Annotated in this window: 12 protein-coding genes; 6 read left to right on the plus strand and 6 right to left on the minus strand. The window is 28.6% G+C overall.

Going from position 1 to position 16,451, the window contains the following annotated elements; translation table 4 throughout:
• Positions 1-455 precede the first annotated feature (455 nt).
• Positions 456-1,769, plus strand: coding sequence for a hypothetical protein (locus CJJ23_RS04065; protein ID WP_095335079.1), 1,314 nt, complete (start codon positions 456-458; stop codon positions 1,767-1,769).
• Between the two features lie 25 nt (positions 1,770-1,794).
• Entirely contained in the window at positions 1,795-2,241 is a 447-nt protein-coding gene (locus tag CJJ23_RS04070; RefSeq protein ID WP_143823642.1) for a hypothetical protein, read from the plus strand.
• An 85-nt stretch (positions 2,242-2,326) separates the two neighbouring features.
• Here CJJ23_RS04070 and CJJ23_RS04075 read toward each other — a convergent pair whose 3' ends face one another.
• The 4 genes from CJJ23_RS04075 to rpsL form a co-directional block, all read right to left on the minus strand.
• Positions 2,327-3,496, minus strand: a complete 1,170-nt coding sequence (locus tag CJJ23_RS04075; protein ID WP_095335081.1) for a restriction endonuclease subunit S — start codon at positions 3,494-3,496, stop codon at positions 2,327-2,329.
• 179 nt (positions 3,497-3,675) lie between these two features.
• Positions 3,676-5,754 carry an elongation factor G gene (gene fusA, locus CJJ23_RS04080; protein WP_084232111.1) on the minus strand — a complete coding sequence of 693 codons (2,079 nt, stop codon included), beginning with the start codon at positions 5,752-5,754 and terminating at the stop codon, positions 3,676-3,678.
• A 2-nt stretch (positions 5,755-5,756) separates the two neighbouring features.
• Entirely contained in the window at positions 5,757-6,227 is a 471-nt protein-coding gene (gene rpsG / locus CJJ23_RS04085; RefSeq protein WP_084232112.1) for a 30S ribosomal protein S7, read from the minus strand.
• A gap of 32 nt (positions 6,228-6,259) precedes the next feature.
• Positions 6,260-6,679 carry a 30S ribosomal protein S12 gene (gene rpsL / locus CJJ23_RS04090; protein ID WP_084232113.1) on the minus strand — a complete coding sequence of 140 codons (420 nt, stop codon included), beginning with the start codon at positions 6,677-6,679 and terminating at the stop codon, positions 6,260-6,262.
• Between the two features lie 544 nt (positions 6,680-7,223).
• On the opposite strand from rpsL, the gene CJJ23_RS04095 reads away from it, so the two are divergent.
• The 4 genes from CJJ23_RS04095 to CJJ23_RS04110 all read left to right on the plus strand — a co-directional run bounded on the left by CJJ23_RS04095 (position 7,224) and on the right by CJJ23_RS04110 (position 14,146).
• Entirely contained in the window at positions 7,224-8,186 is a 963-nt protein-coding gene (locus tag CJJ23_RS04095; protein WP_095335082.1) for a hypothetical protein, read from the plus strand.
• A gap of 425 nt (positions 8,187-8,611) precedes the next feature.
• Positions 8,612-8,797, plus strand: coding sequence for a hypothetical protein (locus tag CJJ23_RS04100; RefSeq protein ID WP_095335083.1), 186 nt, complete (start codon positions 8,612-8,614; stop codon positions 8,795-8,797).
• 32 nt (positions 8,798-8,829) lie between these two features.
• Complete coding sequence (locus CJJ23_RS04105) at positions 8,830-11,295, plus strand: hypothetical protein (RefSeq protein ID WP_095335084.1); 2,466 nt, start codon at positions 8,830-8,832, stop codon at positions 11,293-11,295.
• A gap of 364 nt (positions 11,296-11,659) precedes the next feature.
• A complete protein-coding gene (locus CJJ23_RS04110) occupies positions 11,660-14,146 on the plus strand; it encodes a hypothetical protein (RefSeq protein WP_143823643.1) in 2,487 nt (828 codons plus the stop codon).
• 44 nt (positions 14,147-14,190) lie between these two features.
• Here the strand turns inward: CJJ23_RS04110 and CJJ23_RS04115 are convergent, their stop codons facing one another.
• Together CJJ23_RS04115 and CJJ23_RS04120 are read right to left on the minus strand one after the other, a co-directional pair.
• Positions 14,191-14,733 (minus strand): hypothetical protein, encoded by a 543-nt coding sequence (locus CJJ23_RS04115; RefSeq protein ID WP_095335086.1) that lies wholly within the window; start codon positions 14,731-14,733, stop codon positions 14,191-14,193.
• Complete coding sequence (locus tag CJJ23_RS04120; RefSeq protein ID WP_095335087.1) at positions 14,733-16,349, minus strand: ABC-F family ATP-binding cassette domain-containing protein; 1,617 nt, start codon at positions 16,347-16,349, stop codon at positions 14,733-14,735. Before CJJ23_RS04120 ends, CJJ23_RS04115 begins: the two co-directional genes overlap by 1 nt.
• Between the last annotated feature and the right edge of the window lie 102 nt (positions 16,350-16,451).

A 16,451-nucleotide genomic window follows, 5' to 3' on the forward strand; every position in this document is an offset into this window, starting at 1 on the left:
TTGCAATTTTGCAGTAAACATTAAAAATTTTTTCATGTGAAGTTCCTTTGTACTCCACTTTTGCTTTACTCCTTAATCACTCTTAAAAAATTATTTTTAATATTAAACCAATTTATAAGTTTTATAAAATTATCAATAGAGTGACTAAAAATAAAATAAGAATACGATTTATTTTAATAATTGTCACTAAAATCTTATTTAAAGCATTTGTAGTTTAAATTTTAAAATTAGATTTTATTTAAATTAGATGTTTATTTTGTATCTCTTTCTTCACAAATTAAGTGATTAAAAATTCATAAAAATAAAATAAATAAAACAAGTATTTATTGCATAAGTAGTATGCTTAAGCAGTCGATTACTCCACTATGTTCACATAAGGAAAGTATAAAAAATATTTACAATTACAAGTTGTAAATAGTCTTTAATACTCGGCTTAAAGATAAAAAAGGAATACAATGAAAAAACTTTCATTACTTAAAAAGAAGTTATTAACTTATACCTCTATTTCTGTTTCATTAGTTGCAATTGCAACTATCACAGCATCAACAATAAGTTATAAAACAAACGATTCGCAATCGTTTGATTTAAATAAGAAATTTTCAAAACAAGAAATCAAAAACTTGGGTGAAATATCTAAAGATAATAAAGATATCTTAAACTGAATTTCAAAAGTTGATTTTAATAAAAAAACTTTTGACTTAATAAAAGAAGAATTATTTAAAATTAATTCAATAACTGAAGATCAAAAAATATTTATGTATCAAAATTTGTTAACTAAATATTCAACTTACAAACTATCTATAAAACTGGACACTAAAACTAAAGTTACGAGTACAGAATCAAGAATTTCTAGAGCTTATTGATCACCTTATGGTGGTGCAATGGTATATCCATTTTTAGAATATCCTAGTGAAAATGGAGAAAAAATATACTTTGAAGATTCAAATGGTAAGAAAGTTCACGAAAGTGGAAAATCATCAGATAATTGAGAAATTTATGATTATGCTTTTGCTGACGATGTTTCATATTTATTTTTAACTAATCAAGAAGTATTAACTGATTATCTGAAATCACTAGATGAAGAAAAAGTTGCGAAAATTAAATCTGATCTTAAAGAAATCAGTATATTTATATCTAATATAAATTTATTGATGTTAAGAATGAATTATTCATCTGCTGTTTCAAGTCAATTGCTAGTCATGAAAAGTTCTTTATCTGATCTTTCATCAAAAATTAATGAGGTTCTGAATGAAGATCAATATCTAAAAGCAATAGGTTTTAACAGAAATAAATTGACAGAGTTCTTACAATATGTGAATCAAGTCAATTCTGCAACTGAAAGCTATTTACAAAGTGAAAACCAAAATGATTCACTTGCTAGTGTTACAAATTCAATTGATACATTTCAAAAATATGTGGATCCTTTTGAACTCGCTCTTCGTGTAATGGTAACTGTTTCAAACAAGATATTACTACATATACCAACGCCCAATGGCTACTCTGCATTTGAAAATATAAATGACCATGGTCTTAATGATTTTAAAAAACAAATGAAAGATAATTATTCTACCATGATGTGAATCGAAAAAGAATGATCTGATGATTTTCAACACGGTATTGTTTGGAAAGTAATTGATGGTTGATTTACCTTCCCCGATTTATTTATCGCTACTCAAGAAGAACCTTATAAATATAAATTGCTTTCACCTAACGATGAGTTTAATTGAGGTCATCTGATTCCCTTAACCATAAAAGGTGATTCAGATTAATAAAAAAAGATTACTTTTTAGCTTATTGCCTTTAACAGTTAGTGTTGTTGCGATTGCAATAGCGTGTACACCTATGCAAGTGCATGGTAGAGGAAGAGAATTATCACCTACAGAAAAATTGTTTCAAGACAGTTTTTATCTAAAAAGCAATAAATTACTTAAATTGGTAGTTGTCTTTGGAGATGAACTTATTACACCAAAAAATAATTATGCAACAACTAATAAAGAATGACTTGATAAAATGAAACAAGATTATATAATTGCATATAGTGATCTGAAAGATTTGTTAGTGAAGAATAAGGATGTTTATCAGGGTTCTGAAAACAATATTAGTATGCTTGAAAAAAATTTTATTGCCATAAATAACGTTGTTGGTCCTGATGATGCTTCATATATTAAACAATTTAAAGAAGTTGATAAAACATATGATAATTGAGTGGCTATAAAAATGCCATTGATACATCCTAATTAAAATAAAGATTTAAAAATACACCAGAGCAACTTAAAAATTGCTTTTAGTGTATTTTTTATTTTAATAAAATAGTTCAATAAGTAATTTATTGAACTATAACTTGTTGATTTAATAATAAAGGTAAAAGATAGTTTTTTGTTTCATTAAGTTTTTTAACTTTATGTTCAATTGATAATCATAAATCAAAAAGATTTTGATTTCTATCTAGAAATAATTTAATACCTTTTTCTGATGGTATGTGAAGTTTTACTTGGAGTAGATTTTCCATTTTAATGCTTTTTTGAATACTTCCTGTTGCCTGATTAGTAGTCTGTCTTTTCGTGTTTTTACTTTGTAAAGCCATATATAAAATTTTAGAATTTAGTTTTTCAAAATCTGGTTTTATAATAAAAATAGATTCATTAATCGCATAATCATTTTCATAATTATTAACCATATATGTACTACCTACGGGAATCATACTTGTGAATAAAATATCATGATTTTCAATTTTAGAGCGATTATTAATTAAGGTTAATGCATCATAATTAATTTTATCTGTGTTTCAAACTAAGTCATGATTTTTGATATTTTTAATAGTTATGTAAGGGATGTTTGAATCGGGTGTATTTAAGACAAAATTTTTTCTAGCATTTAAACCTGTAGCGATATTATTAATTAGATCTTTTAACTCAATAACTTTATAATCATGATCTTGTTTTAAAATATATTCATAATCTAGTTGCATCTTCTTAAAGATAGTCTTTTTTAATTTATTAGATGTTTCTATTTGTAAATCAATTGCTCCTAGAACTGAAACTATTTTTTCTTGAATCTTTAAAGGTGGGATGGGGATGAGGAGATCAGTTAAACTATCTTTATTTATTACTGGTATTGTTGTGCCATTTCTTAAACTTATTATTCTAGGCTGCTTCAACTTTAATATGTAAAATAGATATTTATTTAATACCTTATTATTTGTTGATTCTACTGTGTAACAATGACCTGTACATCAAAATTTACCACTTAATCAATTAACAAAACCAGCAGCGTGACCAACTTTAGCGATAACAATTCCAGGTGCTGAGTTGTGGTCATTGTAATAACCTGTGGGCTTGACACCACCACCCATAACTGGGAATTCAAAAAAGTTGTTCATTTTATCTTTTGTCAACTCCTTGCCTTGTTTAATTAATGCAACATCACCTAATTTCATTCATGTGAAATTATTTTCAAGTATTTTTTCATCAGTTATTTTGATAGTTTTATTATTCATTTTCGACCTTTTTAAATTAACTATTTTAGTTTAATTTGCACCTTTAATTATTACATAAGAGAGGTCAATTAGAGAAAATATCTTAGCTAGATTCTTCTTCATAATTAATAACTTAAAACAAAAGAAGCAAATAAAAAAACTATGCTCGTAAAAGCATAGTTTAATGATTTTGTGTTTAATTAAGATTTAACATTTCTTGCTTTGATGATTTCATCAGCAATATTTTTAGGTGCTTTTTCATAATGGTGGAAACTCATTTGATAAGTACCACGACCACTAGTCATAGAACGAAGATCAGTTGCATAACCAAACATTTCACTTAAAGGTGCATGTGCTCTAATAATACTTGCACCATCGCTTCTTGTTTCATTATGTTGAATTTGACCACGTCTTCTTGATAAATCACCCATGACATCACCAAAATTAACTTCAGGAACAACTACAGAAACATCCATAATAGGTTCTAGTAAAGTAGTTCCTACTTTATCTTTAGCATTAGTTAATGCCATTGATGCAGCAATTTTATAAGCCATTTCTGATGAATCTACTTCATGGTAAGATCCATCAAATAAAGTAGCTTTAATATCAATCATTGGATAGCCCGCTAGAATACCAGCTGCCATTTTTTCTTCAAGACCTTTTTGAATTGTTTTAATATATTCTTTAGGAATTTTTCCACCAACGATTTTATCAACGAATTCAAAACCTTTGTCATGGTTAGGTTCAAATTTAATTCAAACATGACCATATTGACCTTTACCACCAGATTGCTTGATGTATTTACCTTCGATTTCACCTTCTTTAGTAATAGTTTCACGGTATGAAACTTGAGGTGCTCCAACTTTAGCTTGCACACCAAATTCACGTTTTAAACGATCAACAATAATATCTAGGTGTAATTCACCCATTCCTGAAATAATTGTTTGCCCTGTTTCACGGTCTGTGTAAGTTCTAAAAGTAGGATCTTCATTAGCTAGGCGTTGTAGTCCAATTGAAAGTTTTTCTGTTGCAGCTTTTGATTCAGGCTCTAAGGCTTGAGAAATAACCGGTTCAGGGAAATTCATTTTCTCTAAAACTAGTTCAGGTGATTTTTCAGCCACGATTGTGTCACCTGTTGTTGTGTTTTTCAGACCCACAAACGCAGCGATATCACCTGCATAAATTGCATCGATTTCTTCACGGTTATTAGCATGCATTTGTAGTAAACGACCAACACGTTCTTTTTTATCTTTTGTTGTATTAACAACATAAGAGCCTTTTTCTAAAACACCACCATATGCTCTAACGAAAGTTAAAGAACCAACAAATGGGTCGTTAACAATTTTAAAAGCTAATCCTGCAAAAGGTACATCATCAGAAGATTGTACGATCACTTCTTTTTCACCAAGGTGTCCTTTAATAGCGGGTACATCAACTGGTGAAGGTAGATAATCAACGACTGCATCTAATAAAGTTTTAATTCCCTTATTTTTAAAAGCAGTTCCACATAAAGCAGGATAAAATGAAGCAGTTAAAGTTGCTTTACGAATTGCTGCTTTTAGTTTATCAACAGGAATTTCTTTTTCTTCTAGTGCTAGTTCAAAAATTTCATCATCATAAGAAGCAACTGCATCGATTAAACGAACTCTTCAGCGTTTTGCTCTTTCTAATAATTCAGCTGGAATTTCTACTTCTTTAGAAATTTCTTCAGGGTTACCATCGAAAGTATAAGCTTTCATGGTAACTAGGTCAACAAAACCTTCAAATTCAGATTCTTTACCAATATTTAACTGAATTGGTACAGCATTTCCTCTTAGAATTTTGTGAACTGATTCAACTGCTTTAGCAAATGAAGCACCTGCTTTATCCATTTTATTAACAAAAACTAAACGAGGTACTTTGTAATTAGTTGCTTGTCTTCAAACGGTTTCAGTTTGAGGTTCAACTCCTGATTGTGCATCTAAAACAGCGACTGCACCATCTAAAACACGTAGTGAACGTTCAACTTCAACTGTAAAGTCAACGTGTCCTGGAGTGTCAATGATATTAATACGTTTATCTTTTCAAAAAGCAGTTGTAGCTGCTGAAGTAATAGTGATTCCACGTTCTTTTTCTTGTTCCATGAAATCCATTTGGCTTCCACCATCATGAGTTTCACCTAGTTTATGGATTTTACCTGTATGTAATAGAATACGTTCAGTAGTAGTTGTTTTACCAGCATCAATATGGGCCATAATCCCGATATTGCGGTAATCTTTTAGTTGATATTTTCTTGCCATAATTATCATCTAAAGTGAGCAAATGCTCTATTGGCTTCGGCCATTTTGTGAGTATCTTCTTGTTTTTTAACTGCTCCACCTGTTTTATTTGAAGCATCGATAATTTCATTTGCTAAACGTAAATCCATAGTTTTTTCATTTCTTAGTCTTGCATAATGAACTAATCATCTTAAACTAAGAGCCGCTTTACGGCGTTTTGAAACTTCCATAGGAACTTGATAGTTAGTTCCCCCAATACGGCGAGTTCTGATCTCAATTTGAGGAGTAATATTATGCAATGCAAGTTGGAAAACTTCCATTGGATCTTTTTGAGTTTTTTCTTTGACAATGTCAAAGGCTTTATATAGAATTGCTTGCGCAATTGACTTTTTACCATCAAGCATGATGGTGTTAACTAATTTAGTAATCACAACTTGGTTAAAAACTGGATCTGCTAAAACTGTTCTTTGAGGCGCTTTTGCTTTACGTGCCATCTTCTATTCCTTTCTTAAATTAAATAGGTTGATTAATTGTCAGACTTAGGAGATTTAGCTCCATAGCGTGATCTTGATTGTTTACGTTTTGCTACACCTGATGTATCTTGTGTACCACGAACGATTGTATAACGCATACCAGGTAAATCTTTAACACGACCACCACGAATCAGTACAACACTGTGTTCTTGTAAGTTGTGTCCTTCACCAGGGATATAAGCATTTACTTCCATCCCGTTTGATAATTTAACACGAGCATATTTACGTAACGCTGAGTTAGGTTTTTTAGGTGTCATAGTCGAAACACGAGTACATACACCACGTTTAAATGGAGAAGCAATTTTTTTATATTTTTTCTCCAATGAGTTAAAACTTTGGCTAAGAGCAGGAGCATTTTGTTTTTTAATTTTAGGCTTACGTGCTTGCTTAATCAATTGGTTAACTGTTGCCATTTATTTCCTTTCAGATTAAATCTTAATTTTTTAAAATTGCTTTCTAAACCTTTTTAATAAGGGTTAGAAAACTGGTTTCATTATACAACAACTTGTCTTAGTGTATCAAAAATATTTTAGGTTTTTTGGGTAAGGATTTTAGGGTCATTTTTAGACAAAAAAATGGCTAAAATATGAAATATTTTTAAGAAATATTTGCTCTAAAAATTGGAAGAAATTACGAGCAAATCAGTTATTAAATTATACCACTTTTATATTTAATTAAATTGTTATTACAAGTCATTTGCTTAATTGAACAACTATTTTTACATTCTTTTAAAATGTAGAAAACTGTTTGAAAATCAGTTTTTTAAAACTGAATTTGCTTAGTTTAAAACAAATCAAGAAGGTAATATTTAGATATCTAAATAATATCTAAATTATAAAGTATGAAAAAGAAATTATTACTTTCACTAACATCAATTTCAGCAGTTACAACAGTTGCTGCATTAGTTTCTTGTAGTCAAATTCCACCATCACCCCCATCTGATGGAGATATTTGTTCATGTGATCAAAGCCTATTTACAATGAACCAGAAATTCCAAAAACACCTTATGATAATTGAATTAAAAAAAGTGCTGGTGTTTATGAAAAATTAACTTTTTATAGTGAACCTTACATTAAGTTAACAACTGTTGGTTACAATGATTACACTTTTAGCGACGGTTATTGAACTTATAAAGATGACAACAAAAATCTTTTTAAGATACTTGATAAGATGAATGATATTAGAATGAAAAAAGATAAAAAATTTTCTGAAGAAGATGCTCGTAAATATCTTTTTAACTATAAATTATTAAGTTCATTCGCTGCTAGTTTTACTAAAAAGGATCGATGAAAATATGATGGTACAAAAAATTATGATTGAAATAGTGAAAGAGGAAGTTATCCTGTTAGCTCAAGGTTCAAGAATTTTAAAGCACAAAAAAATCTAGATCCTTCTTTAAAAACTATCAGCTTAATTAAAGATGAAAACGAGTTAAAAAAATCACTTAGACTAACTGATGAAGAACAACTAAAATATAAAGAATACTACGAAAGAATTTATAACGAAAATAAGTCTCCTGACTTTGATTATAAAAAACACATGCCTTGGTCAGATACATTTAATTATGATTTAATTAAGCAAAAATTAGATTTTGAAAAATATGACTATCTTTTTCTTAAAGATTTTTGATCTTTTTTATATATCAATGTCTATTTTGAAACGATGCATAGTGGCGTTTGAGAACTTGATGGTGGCATTGAATTAGGTGATTTTAAAATTGACGCAAATGAAAAGAAAATAGAAATTGGATTATATATACCACCTAAGAAAAGTAATGAAAAACCAAGAAAAATTCCTGATCGTTTACCATCAAGTGATATTTGATACGAAGATCCCAGATTAAATTCATTTTTAGTTCCAATTGAAAAAGGTAAAATTAATACATTTGATTTAAATGATTATAATCTCTGAATTCTTTAGATTTTTGGAGATGTAAATACACTTTTAAATTGCAATAATTTTAAGTTACTGATAATCAAATTTTTAGCTAAATTTGCACATTAACATAAAAAATAAATAAATTTAAGTCTATCTATTGCATAAATATAAATGCTTGAGATTCATAAAATTTTATGCTTTGAAACGCTCCAAACAATGCCATTTTTTGGCATTGTTTTTATAATTACAAGGTAATTTATAAAAATAATAAAAACTTATTTTTAAGGTAGTTATTTAATTAATAAGCAACTTTTTGGTGTTTTTAGTGCCCTAAAAAACCATAAAAAATTTTTTATTTCCAAAAATAAAATAAAAATAATTTTTCAACGCTTTTTTTGTAAAAAGATTAAAATTAATCCACGATTAAAGCACCTTTATGCAATTTGGGTGCTTATCTAAGGAGAAATATGAAATTAAAAAAATTTCTTGCTGTTAGTTCTGCACTAGCAGCATTAGGGGCAGTGACTGCTTTTGCAGTGGCTTGTTCAACAACAACCACACAAAAATCAACTAAAACTGATAGCCCTGGTCTACCTGTTGATCTTCCTGTTGTTGGAACTAATTTAACAGGTATACAACTAAAACAGGTGTAAATAAAGATGGTGATCAAACTACTACAGCGAAAATGACTGCTAAAACTGATTCACCAGTAACTAAAACTGATCTTACTACAACACAAACTAAGGATCAAACACCTGCAACAAGTGTTAATAAAACCGAAGTTCCAAATACAGAAACTAAAACTGATACAGCTACAAAGGATGCTAATAAAACCGATACAACTGCAGCTGCTGAGAAAAAACAAGAATCTGTTAATAAGGAAAATCAAGATAAACCTGCTACAGAAACAACTAAAGTTGTTCACCATAAATGAGGTGAAGATGTTGATTCTGAAGATGATTGAAGTGAAGAATCGAAACAAGCAACTGCAGAATTTAATGAAATTTTAAGCACTTTAACTGAATCTTTTGGTAGTGAAAAAACTATTACATTGCAAAACTTTAAACAAACTGCAAAAGATTTTATCGAAGAAACTGATAAGCACCCTTTTAGTGTTCAACTAGAACGTTTATTAGATGCAACTGCTTTAACAACCGATCAAAAAACTAAAATTAAAGATTTATTAAGTAAAAAAATTCTTGATAGACCTGTTATGAAAAATCTACTTCCAGTTGATAATCAGCCTTCAGAAGCAATTCTAAAATTAATATATGTATATGATGATACAGGCTTTAATGTAGATTTCAGAATTACTGGATTTAGTGTTCCTGTTAAAGTAGTTGAAGTTAAAAATGAAGTTACTGCTAAGGAAGTTGAAGTTAAAACTGAAACTAGTAAACCTGCAGAAGTCGCTTCTCAAGAAGCAACACCATCAGTTGCAGTTTCAAGCGGTCCTACTTCTACATCAATTTTTAAATCAGAAGATCGCTCTGCTGAAGTTGAAACTTTAGCACCACAAGTAACTCTTAGTGAAGAAACAAAAGAAAGAGTTTCATCTCTATCTTTACCTGCTAAAAATAGATCAGATGTAAGAACATATGAACGTTTTGTTAAACTAGAACAAGACTTATTACACTTAATGGGTGGAGATACCAAAATGAGTGTTTGAAGTACAACTTCAGCAAAAGATTATTTAAGTTCAATTAGTGTTATTAGACATGTTGAGCAAACTCACGGTGAAAAAATTGATAGTTTATTAAGTTTAGTTAAGTTGTCAGATGCTAATAAAAAAGCAGTTAAAAACTTACTAGATCCTAAAACTGATAAGTTCACTTCAGTAGTATGAACACCATCAGAGGATGGTAAAAAACTAACTATTACTTTTGTACAAAACAAAAGAAGAAACGACTATAAACTATCAGTTGTAGTTAGTGGATTTAATGAAACACCAATTATTAACTTACCTTTAACTAATGAAGTTTACACACAAAAAACAGTGGATTTAACTACTGAAGAAAAATCATTATTAGATAAATTATCTTCAGCATCAAGTTTGAATATTGATCATAAAACTTCTGCAGTTGAACTATTTGAAAAATTCAATAAAGCAGAAGGTCGTACTGCAATCTTGACAATTTTAGATCAATATGCATCATCATTTAACGAAAGAACTGGCAATCCTTCACATGGATTATTAACTAAAGTTTTAGCAAATGGACAAATTAGTGATGTTAAATTTACTTTTGACATTAACAAAAATCATCCTTTATCAGTAAGTTTTAAATTTAGTCAAGGAAAAGAAAATAAAGTTTCTAAAGACTTTAATTTAGTACTTAATGCAAGAAATAATTTAAACGATTTAAATGGTAAATTAACATTTGACTTATCAGATAAATTCTATGTTTCAGACAAAAATAAAGAAGATTCAAACAACTTATTTAACTTCTTAATTAGCTTTGCCCGTTATACAAAAACTGATAAGGGTCAAATTAGCCGTGATAATGATCGCAACAAACAAGAGTTAGTTAATTTACTTTCAAACGTAGTTTCTTCAGAACTATTAACTAGAATTAAAAACACAAACTATACACGTTTTGCAATTACTTATCCAGCTAATTCAAAAGACACTTTCTTAATTACAGTTAGATTAAATACAAACTATAATTTTGTAATGGCTTTCAAAGTTAAACCATGAACATATCCTTTACAAAATATTATTGATATTCAAATCTTAAAAGAATTTGCTCAAAAAATTAATCAAACTGATTCACTAAAACGCTGAGCAAGAAGTGCATTTATTGATTGACCTGAAGCAAAAGTTTTTGGTCCTTACGATCGCTTTAAAAATTACTTCCACTGAAAAGCAACTGGTACAGTAAAACAAATGTTTAATCCTACACCAGAAAACTTCTACTACCAAAGTCCAAAAACTTACAACCCATGAAGTTTATTCACTGATAAACATGTAGCAGATTTTAAACTGCAAGATACAAGTGGTTCAGACATGTATGTAATTTTAGGAATTAATTATGTAGATGCAAATGGAAATAAATTAGGTCGTTCAGATGAAACTATTTCTGTAAGAACAAATAACGCTTTACCTTTTGATGATGGTACAAAACCAGTTGGTCCTGATTTTTCTAAAAAATAATTAAAATTCAGCCTAACTAAACCTTAAATACTAGCTAAAAATGGCTAGTATTTTTAGTTTTTTAAAAGTCATTTAAAAACTAAAAAGACTAAAAAACAATCAAAAAAATTGCTTAATCCTAGTTTTTGGGGATAAATGGTCATAAAACCACTTGATTAGTTAAAACAATTGTGCAAAATTCCAGAATAGCAATTTTTTATTCGGCTTTTTTTGATATTTATATAAAATATACCTGTGATTTTGCTAAAGATTTAAAAACATGTTTTTAAATAAATTTTTAAGCATTAACACTTTAAAGATTAAGGAGATTGTAATATGTATCTATTTAATAAAATTATTAAATAGACTTTTACTAGATATCATGATGAAGAAAAAAGTTTTATTATTAACAATAGGTGCAACTTCATTAGTAGTTGCAGCTGCTGCAACTGCAGGTATTTTAGTGTCAAAAAACACTAATAAAACAGGAGTTAATTCTAGTGTTAAAACCATTAGTAAAGATTTTGAAAATGGTTTAGCATCACTAGTTTTAAATGCGGAAGATCAACCTATTACTAAGGTATTAACTGACCAAGAACAAGTCGATGAAGTTGCTTTTGCAATGATCAGTTTAAAGTTTAAAAAGAAATATTCTACAATTGATTTTGATGAAGTAATTGCATCAACACAGTCAATTAGTGCAGTTGCCAAGTTAAATTATCTAAAGTGAATTTCAGCAGAATTTAATACTTTTGTTAATAAATATCCCCAAGTAGAATTTGAAATTACTGAAGTTTATAAAAATGCAACAACACCTCTTAGCGCAACTGTAACCTTAAAACATAATGATGCTAGCCGTAAAACTTTAATTAATTTTTCAAATGAAATTGCTGCTACAGGTGAAGCAATTAATAACTCATTAACTAATAATTCAGGTTCAACAACTCATGAAAGTAACGTAGTTAATCCTAATCATGAAGAAGTAAAAGATGAACCAGTTTTAAGTGATTCACAAAATCTTAGCGATCGCCAAATTATTGGTAATTTAACATCATCCTTAAATAATAAAGTCTTTATTTCTAACGATACAACTGCTCGAACAGACCTTGTTTATGCAAAATATTTATTTAGTAATAGCACTGAAAAACAACTAGATTTACTAAAACAATATGCAGATATTCCAAAAGAATTAACACCAGATATGATTGTTTCTTTAGTGGTTGCACAACCTTCTAAAATGTCCGATACTTTAATAGTTGAGATAGTTTTTAAAAAAGGAGTCACTCTAGGAGTTGCAGCTTTTAGAATTGTTGACTTCTTAGATCAAGTTGAAGAATTTGATATGTACTCAAGACAAGTTAATGAAAACTTGAGATTAAACCCAATCACTGTTAAAGTTAATCATACTGCCAAAACTTTTTTTGATAACATCAAAGATTTAGATTATGCAAATCAACTTTATGAAATTGCAAAAATTTCAGACAGTGATAGCACTGAAACAAAAGAAGCTTTTGCTAATTTACTATATCCAATTCCTGCTTATTTTGGAGTGATTTCTAAATCAACTGTTTCATTAGTTGATGCTAAAGACGAGGATTCAGCAGGCTATTTATTAATCACTACAAGTGCTACTTTTAATGGTCTAGAAAAAATTACAACTGCTAAAATCGGTGGTTTTTTAACAGCTAAAGAATTTTCAAATTTAAACCCAGGAGATAGACCTAAAATATCATCTCAATACTATGCAGATCTATTCAAAAGTGCCTTAAAAATAGATGTTTTCAATGTCTCATTAGAAAAAATTAATCCTGATTGAGGTTACAATCATTTACGCCATTTATGAGATCTTATTGATGCTAAAAAAGATTTAACTGAACAAGAAAAAGTTAATCAGAAAATGGATATTGTTAAACAAGTTCTTACAAATAAAGAATTTGTTGACTTATTAAACGTAGCAGAATTTAGTGATTTTAGTTATGTTTATCGAGGTTCATGACCAATTGATACTGTTAAAGAAGGAAGAATTTTATCTATTTCTTTTAAAGCAACTTTTAAAGGTGATCCCGATGTAGTTGTCGATGTTAAAGATCTATTTTTAAATGGTGAATTTAGTTTTGCACTGATGGGTGGAAGTACATATCGTGATGGTGAAGTCTTAGATATTAAGCCTGATGTTATTAATTATCCAAATGTGGAAATCGATAATTTTATCGATGTTGAAAGAAGAGTTAATGTTATCAATAAAGTTGACATTATGAATAATCGTGGACTTTTAGCAATTTTAAAAAATAGTGATGAAGGTCGTAAATATTGAAACCTTGATTGAAAAGATGTCAAGATTCAACCAGTTGATGATAAGAGCGTTGACACTGTAAAAGTTACAATTTTTTATAAAGATCCTAGGTATCCAAATAAATTAAGTGAAGCAGTTTTTATTCTTAAATTTACTAATCCAATTCATTATAAAAATGTTTCCGTAAAAAGTTATTTTGAAGCAGTTGATGTACATCATAAATTTTTATTAATTACAAAAAATAGATGATTACGTTCACGCATAATTGGATTGTATATTACAACTAGATATGAAATTTTTATGGGTTGAAAACCTTCAGAAATTGATGTTCCTCAAGATAATATTAATCAGTATGTTTGAGATATTGAAGACAAGCAAACTCTTAAAGATTTAGGAAAAGATGGAGTCATAAAAGTGCTGCAATCTCGGTCAGTTTCAAGGATTTATTTATACCCTTCTAAAGGTACTAAATTCTTAACTTATACAGGTATTGGAATTGATATTATCATGCATGATAAAGATGGTAATGTAGTGCCTTATTCAGTGCCAGGATTTGGTAGAGATATTCTTAGTTTATAAAATTAAATAATAAAAAAGAGCAAACTCGAAAGTTGCTCTTTTTCCTAGTTTTCAGGGGTTTTTAGTTCAACTCGACGTTGTTTTAAATTAGTTAAATCTTTTAAAACATAGTTGTCTGTTTGGTTAAATTTATCGTAATTACTGGTAGTATAAATATTTTTATTTAAATCAGAAATACGCTCAATTGAAATTGCTAAATATGACCTTAAACTTTTTAAATTTTGTGCTTCAAAAACACTTTGATTTCTTTCTAATAAAGAATGGAAAAATTTAAAATCATCTATTAATTGTTCTAATAGATCTAGATAGTTATTATCAAAATCCAGGACATTAAAATTAAGCTCTTCAATTAAAGAATAATCAAGATCAACTTTTAAAATGTCTCTTGGATTATTATTTTTATATGTATTTGAAAAATTAAAAATAATTTTATTTAAGGAAGTCAAATTATCAGTTAATTCTTTACTTAAAAAACTTTGATAAACACCTCTTATATTGATTAATAATTTTTCCAAATTATTTTTAATTCTTCACAAAGAATTAAAAATTATCTTATATCTTTTTACATTCAAATTGCTGTTTTTCATTAGAATCCTTTTACTTGTTCATACTCTTCTAAAGTGCCTCTAAATAAGTATGATTCACTGCCATTTAATTCTAAAATTACATTGGCTACTTTTTTAACTAAGGTACTATTATAAGTAGTAAAAATAACTCCTGATTTATAACTTTTTAGTCCTTCAATAACTGAATCAATTGATTCAGTATCAAGGTGATCAAGTGGCTGATCTAGCAATAAAAAGTTTGACTCTTCAAGCATTGTTTTGGAAAACATTAAGCGTGCTTTTTCTCCCCCTGAAGTAACTGCGGCATTTTTAAAAACTGTATCTCCACTGAAAAGCATTCTACCTAAAAATGATCGCATACGATGATCTGAATTATCTTTATTTTCAGCAACTTCATTACTTAAAGGTCATTTAGAAAGTCATTCTAAAATAGTTTCATTATTATCAGTGAAATAATTACTATTATCAGTTGGAAAATAAGTTGTCTTAATAGTTTTTCCTCATTGCACAGTTCCACTGGTTGGTTTTCTTAGACCTAATAAACATTCTAAAAATCTTGTTTTAGCAATATCATCATCACCTAATAAAGCAAGTTTTTCATAAGGGTTTAAAGTGAAAGAAACATTTTCAAAATATCATTCGCCTGTTTCAGCTTTTAAAGATAAATCTTCAACGTGCAAGATTTGTTTTCCAGGTGCACGATTAATGTCTCATTGAATAAAAGGGTATTTTCTGTTTGAAGGTTTTAACTCATCAATTGTAATTTTTTCTAGTTCTTTTTTTCTAGATGTAGCTTGTGCTGATTTAGAAGCATTAGCTGAGAAGCGAGCAATAAAACTTTTCAGTTTTTCAATCTGTTCTTCTTTTTTCATGTTAGAACGTTTTTGCAGTTCAAGTGCTAATTCAGAAGATTCTTTTCAAAAAGAATAATTTCCCGTAAACATTCTTGCTTCACCAAAATCGATATCAACTATATGTGTGCAGATTTCATCTAAAAAGTCACTATCATGTGAAACAACGATCACAATATTTGGATAGTCTCTTAAGAATCTTTCTAATCATCTAATTGAAGCTAAATCAAGATGGTTAGTCGGCTCATCCATGATTAAAACATCAGGATTTCCAAATAAGGCTTTTGCTAATAAGACCTTAACTTTTTCATTAGCCTTTAATTCTTTCATTTGAATATTTCATTTTTCTTTATCAATTTTTAAAGATGATAAAAGTTGCTGAGCATCATTTTCAGCAGTATAACCACCCATCATTCCATATTGCTCTTCTAAATGACCTGCACGCTCATAATCTTTTTCAGTAGCATCAGGGTTCATATAGATAGCATCTTTTTCCTGATTAATTTTATAAAGTAATTCATTACCCATGATTACTACATCAGTAACGTTATATTCATCATAAGCAAAATGATCCTGACTAAGAATTGAAATCCTTTTATCTTTAGCTAAAATAATATTACCGCTAGTTGCTTCCATTTCGCCTGAAATAATTTTTAAAAAAGTACTTTTTCCAGCACCATTAGCACCGATAATACCGTAGGTATTTCCTTCATAAAATTGTAAATTAACGTTTTCAAATAATTTCTTATCACTAAAACGTTTTGATAAATTTGAAACTTGTAACATATATATATCCCCTTAATTTAAGTTCTTTATTATTTAATTTAAATAAAAATGTTTTTATCTAAATAATAAAAACATTATATTAATTATATTTGAATTTTTTCA

Source organism: Mycoplasmopsis agassizii (assembly GCF_002276225.1).
GTDB classification, from domain to species: Bacteria; Bacillota_I; Bacilli_A; order Mycoplasmatales; family Metamycoplasmataceae; genus Mycoplasmopsis_B; species Mycoplasmopsis_B agassizii_A.